Source organism: Eudoraea sp., from assembly GCF_049665975.1.
In the GTDB taxonomy this organism is placed as follows: domain Bacteria; phylum Bacteroidota; class Bacteroidia; order Flavobacteriales; family Flavobacteriaceae; genus Eudoraea.
Genome location: NZ_JBATGR010000278.1, coordinates 1 through 5606, shown reverse-complemented (window position 1 = coordinate 5606; position 5606 = coordinate 1). Strand labels below are relative to the sequence as shown.

Below are 5606 nucleotides of genomic sequence, written 5' to 3'. Positions count from 1 at the left end.
AGATAGTGTAGAAAATTCCTTAGGGCTTAACTCATATCGCTCTAATTTGCTAACAAGGCTATTATTGTTTAAAATATCCTTTAATTTATCTCCTGATGCCGCCTTATGCAGCGTGAATTCAGGAGGTGTAGTGGAATTGGAAAACTCATTTATGAAATACGTAAAATCTGCACTAAACTTAGCAGAATTGGTTCCTCCTTTGGAAGAGAGTCTCTTTTTATTCTTACCGCTACTATCGATACGATAGATATCTCTGTTTATTGATCCAGTCTCTGTAGACTGGTAATAGATTCTATCCTTGTGTTGATCATATCCATAGTAATCGGTCACTTCCCAGTCTCCCTTGGTAATCTGGTTTATCAAATCCCCGCTTTCTGTATGAAGGTAAATGTGATTATATCCATCCTTTTCACTGGTCCAGATAAAGCTATCATCGGCCAGAAAAGTAAGGTTATCTGTAATATCTAAATATGCTTCGTCTTTTTCCTCAAGTAAAAGCGATACGGAGTTATTTTGCAGGTCTACGGAATATAAATTTAATTTATTTTGGTGTCTGTTTAATGTTTGAACACTTATGTTATTCGGATTATTCATCTGAGTTATCCTGGGTATGTAATAAGCGTCCGGCAGTGAAATTTCCGTAATTTTGCCGGATTCAATATCATAGGCATGCAAGGTAACTACAGAATTATTTTCCCCGGCTTTGGGATACTTAAAAATATATTGAAAAGGATATAAGTCTGTTCCATAAACATCCATTGCAAATTCAGGAACAGCAGTTTCATCAAATCTTAAAAATGCAATTTTTGTTCCATCTGAGCTCCATTCAAAGGCCCTGACTATTTTAAATTCCTCTTCGTATACCCAATCTGCAATACCATTAATAATCTTATTCCTCTCACCGTCTGAGGTAATTTTAAATATTTTTCCATCAGCTATATTAAAAAAGTACATATTGTTATTGTTAACAAAAGCTACCTTCTTTCCATCTGGCGAAAAAGTGGGTTCCTGAATCCATGTGTCTGCTATTTGAGTTATCCTTTTGGTCACTACATCATAAATGTAATATATCCCTACTTTAGAACGCCTGTAGATTGGAACCTCTTCTGTTGCAAGTAATATTTTTGATTCGTCTTTGCTAAAAGTATATGAACTAAATGCCGCTTTTGAGGTTAAATCCTTTGAAGAGACCAAAGTTTCTATCTTCTCCAATGTATTATAATCGTACTTATCAATACTGACAATACCCTTGGTTATATCTGTATTTAGGACTGTGTAGTGTTTGCCATTTTTTAAAGGATAAATAGCTTCCATGGCCTCGGTACCATAGGCTCCTGACCAAAGCTCTTCAAGGGAAATCTTTTTTTGTTGAGCAGGCAGGTAATTTAAAAAGCAAAAGGCAAGAAAAATAAGAACGAAAGATTTATTCATAAAATCTAAAAAATTGATTATAAACTACCAAGTTTACTAATATTTTGGCGAAAAAAATAACTTTAATCTTAAAATATTGCAACTTTATTCCTGAATTCCTGAATGATGAAACCCTTTAGCATAATTGCGTAATCACTATCTTTGCCATTATAGAACCGTAGCTTATGACAACACCGATCCAGGGGTTTTCCAAACTTTCCAAAGATGAAAAAATCAAATGGATTGCCGATAATTATACTGATAATTCGGATACCACAATACAAATACTTAAAAAATACTGGAATGAAGATAACGGGTTACAAAAGCTCCATGACGAATTCATAGAGAATACCATCAGCAACTACTACCTTCCTTTTGGAATTGCTCCTAATTTTCTTATTAACGATAAGCTATATGCCATTCCAATGGCTATTGAGGAGAGTTCTGTTGTTGCAGCCGCTAGTAAAGCTGCCAAATTCTGGCTGGATAAGGGTGGATTTAAGACCAGGGTACTAGGTACCCAAAAGATAGGACAGGTACATTTTATCTTCAACGGTTCTTCAGAGAAATTGCAAATTTTTATTGATCAAATAAAACCCATCTTAATTAGTGATACTAAGTCCATAACCAGAAATATGGAAAAACGCGGGGGTGGAATAACATCAATAGAACTGCGAGATCAGTCACATAAACTTGATAATTACTATCAGTTACATTGTAAATTTGAAACCCTAGATGCTATGGGTGCAAATTTTATCAACTCCTGTTTAGAGCAATTGGCCAGCAGTTTGAAAAGAGAAGCCCGAACCTATCTGTTGTTTAACAAAGATGAACGGCAATTAGAAGTGGTAATGAGTATTCTTTCTAACTATGTGCCGGAATGCCTTGTGCGGGCAGAGGTAAGTTGCCCAATTGATCATTTAGAGGTGGAACAGTCTGTTTCTCCAAAAGAATTCGCAGAAAAGATGATTAGGGCAGTTAATATTGCCAACGTTGAACCTTACAGAGCGGTTACCCATAATAAAGGAATAATGAATGGAATAGATGCTGTTGTCCTGGCTACGGGTAACGATTTCAGGGCAGTAGAAGCCGGAATACATGCTTATGCAGCAAAAGACGGATCTTATCGAAGCCTTACGCATGCCTCTGTGGATGATGGTATATTTAAATTTTGGATAGAAGTGCCTCTGGCCCTGGGAACCGTTGGAGGGCTTACCAGGTTACATCCCTTAGTAAATCTCGCTTTGGAGATTTTACAAAAACCATCAGCCCGTGAATTAATGCAAATTGTTGCAGTGGCCGGATTGGCTCAAAATTTTGCCGCTGTCAGATCATTAGTCACAACAGGGATTCAAGAGGGTCACATGAAAATGCATTTGCTAAATATTCTTAATCAAATGAGTGCCTCAGATGATGAAAAGAAAACTTTGGTTGCCTATTTTAAAAAGAATGCCGCCACTCATAGTGCGGTTGTTGAAGCACTTCAAAATTTACGGAACAATCTATGACGCAACAGTTCTACAGCAATGGAAAGTTGTTGCTTACCGGTGAGTATGCAGTTCTTGATGGGGCACTATCCCTCGCCCTGCCAACAAAGTACGGACAAACCTTAACTGTAAAAGAATTGGATTCTTCAATGATCTCATGGACAAGCCTGGATGAAAAAGGTGAAATATGGTTTCGTACCTCGCTGCAATTAGAATTTTTCAGGAATTCAGATGTGAAAATTCCAATTGAAGTGGAAAATAACCTATTGACATCTACTGATAAGGTAGCCAAAATGCTATCCAAAATTCTGCTGGAGGCAAATAGGCTGAATCCAAATTTTTTAAATGGGGAAATGGGATATGAGGTACATACAAATCTGAGCTTTCCAAGAGATTGGGGACTCGGGTCTTCCTCTACACTAATTAATAATATTGCACAATGGGCAAACGTAGATCCATTTGCTCTTTTATCCAAAACATTTAATGGAAGTGGATACGATATTGCCTGCGCACAGCATAATCGTCCAATAGTTTATCAAATTAAACATGGGAACCCATTTATACAAGAAATTGAATTTAACCCTTCGTTTAAAGACAATTTATTTTTTGTACATCTCAACAGAAAGCAAAACAGCAGAGAAGGGATTACCAGATATAAAGGCCAGGAATTCGATAAGGTAAGTTTAATAAATAAAATTTCAGAACTGACAGAAGAATGTATTTCTTGCACTGAGATAACTAGATTTAAGGAATTGATGAACACTCATGAATTACTTTTAGCAGGCATTCTTAATCTGCCACCAGTAAAGAAAAATCTATTTCCTGACTTCGAAGGGGCAATAAAAAGTTTAGGGGCCTGGGGAGGAGATTTTGTCCTTGCCATAGGCGATAAAAACACCCCTAAATACTTCATTAACAAAGGATATAAGATTGTCATTCCATTTGCAGAAATGATATTATAAAAAAAGCCTCTCATAAGAGAAGCTTTTATATTGTAATTCAGAGACCTTTTCTAAAAGGTATTTACCGGTAAACGATATTATTCTTAGTAGAAAGTTGCTCTATTATCCTTAATCTCTGAATTTTCCTTTAAGGCATTGAACACACTGGCATTTACTCGGGTCCCGTTTGTATTCTGCAGAGAATTTGCAAATGTGGTATAATTTTCAAGCTTAGGGCCTTCTTCTTTTTTGGTTACTTCAATTTTAAAAACTCCGGTTTCACCTTCAATAAGATCAGAAACGCTCCCCTGAGCCAAGGCAAAGGCAGTTCCCACAGCCAAAGGCTCTCTGCCAGCTCCCGGAATCGTCGGAGTTTTAACAGTTAAAGCAGAGGCTGTAGAAATATTAGTATTATTGTCTGAAGCTAAATCTTCTAAAGATTTCCCCTTATTTTGGGAAATAATCTTAGCAGCTTTTTTTACTTTTCGGATTTTTGGAAGGACATTTGCTGAAGCATCTTCAACAGACATTAAACCTTCTTCATACTTCGCTGTTAGCTGCACAACGGCATAACCGTTGCTAATTCCAAACCGTTTAATATCACCTATTTCTGTTTCGGCATTAAATGCCCATTGAACAATAGATCGTTGGCTAGAAAGTCCTGGCAGGTTTTCGTCCAATGCATTTATTTTATTAACAGGCCTTACTAAGTATTCATATTCTTTTGCCAAATCTGAAAAGGGTTTTTCTGATGAGGCTGCTGCCATTTCAAATTTAGTGGCATCAGTAAACAGTGTATTCAATGTTTCTTCAGAGGCCTCAATTTCCCTGCTAAGAGTTGCCAGCTGAACCAGATCTTCCTTATCATCCACACGAACTATATGATAACCAAATTCTGTTTCAACCAATCCAATATGACCCTCTGCATTACCAAAGGCAAAATCATTGAACTTAGGTGTCATTACCCCTTCCTGAAAGTAACCCAGGTCACCACCTCTTGGGGCTGATGGCCCGTCAGAATTATCCCTTGCCAGTTGGGCAAAAACAGCTCCTTCGGCTTTGGCTTGTTTAAGTAAATCGTTTGCCTTGGCCTCCGCCTCTTCTTTGGTTCTCTTAATTTCAGGGTTTCCTCTTTCAGCTCCTTCCCACGTAATCAGTATATGACTAGCCTTTACAGATCCATTAGGTTTTTTGTTAACCATTTTGGTGATTTTAAAGCTCTCACCGTCCTGATAAGGTCCAAAAAGCTCCCCTATATCAAGGGCCATTAGCGTATCCGCAAATTTTATCGGAAGTTCATTTTTCGACTTAAAAATAGTGTCGAATTTGCTATCAGAATTTCTATCAAGAAAAGCAGCGTTGTCTTTTGTATTTCTAAAGCCCGGAATGGTATCCGTTTCATCGCGTTCTTCAAAATATTCCACGGTATCGCCAAGAAGTTTTGTTATTTGATCCTTTATGGTAGTCTCATCTTCAATAGAGGCTTTATCTTCAAAATATACAAATTGAATATCTCTGGAACTTTGCTGCTTGTATTCGTCCTCGTGAGCACTAATATAGTCCGAAATTTCCTTTTTAGTAATAATAAATGTACTGTCAGGAATGGAAGTGTAAGGAACTCTTACATATCTTATATCTACTTTATCGGTAGTTAATTTATAGTCCAATTCGCCTTCCTTCAAAGTGGCACCAACTCCTGCTCTTATTAAATTAAAATACGACTGTTCCTTTGAACTTTGAATAATAGCCTCCTCGTCCTGCAACCAAT

General features: G+C 37.1%; 4 protein-coding genes. 2 read left to right on the top strand and 2 right to left on the bottom strand.

What is annotated here, in order from left to right:
- The coding region (locus WBN20_RS09785; protein ID WP_424281545.1) for a DPP IV N-terminal domain-containing protein at positions 1-1431 on the bottom strand (1431 nt) is incomplete at its 3' end.
- A gap of 164 nt (positions 1432-1595) precedes the next feature.
- On the opposite strand from WBN20_RS09785, the gene WBN20_RS09780 reads away from it, so the two are divergent.
- Complete coding sequence (locus tag WBN20_RS09780; RefSeq protein WP_424281544.1) at positions 1596-2918, top strand: hydroxymethylglutaryl-CoA reductase, degradative; 1323 nt, start codon at positions 1596-1598, stop codon at positions 2916-2918.
- Positions 2915-3859, top strand: a complete 945-nt coding sequence (locus WBN20_RS09775) for a GYDIA family GHMP kinase (protein WP_424281543.1) — start codon at positions 2915-2917, stop codon at positions 3857-3859. Before WBN20_RS09780 ends, WBN20_RS09775 begins: the two co-directional genes overlap by 4 nt.
- 83 nt (positions 3860-3942) lie before the next feature.
- Here the strand turns inward: WBN20_RS09775 and WBN20_RS09770 are convergent.
- A partial coding sequence (locus tag WBN20_RS09770; protein ID WP_424281542.1) for a peptidylprolyl isomerase occupies positions 3943-5606 on the bottom strand: 1664 nt, incomplete at its 5' end.

Excerpts from the sequence above, each read along its gene's own strand:
- WBN20_RS09780 (WP_424281544.1), top strand. The coding sequence starts at position 1,596 with ATGACAACACCGATCCAGGGGTTTTCCAAACTTTCCAAAGATGAAAAA.
- WBN20_RS09775 (WP_424281543.1), top strand. The coding sequence starts at position 2,915 with ATGACGCAACAGTTCTACAGCAATGGAAAGTTGTTGCTTACCGGTGAG.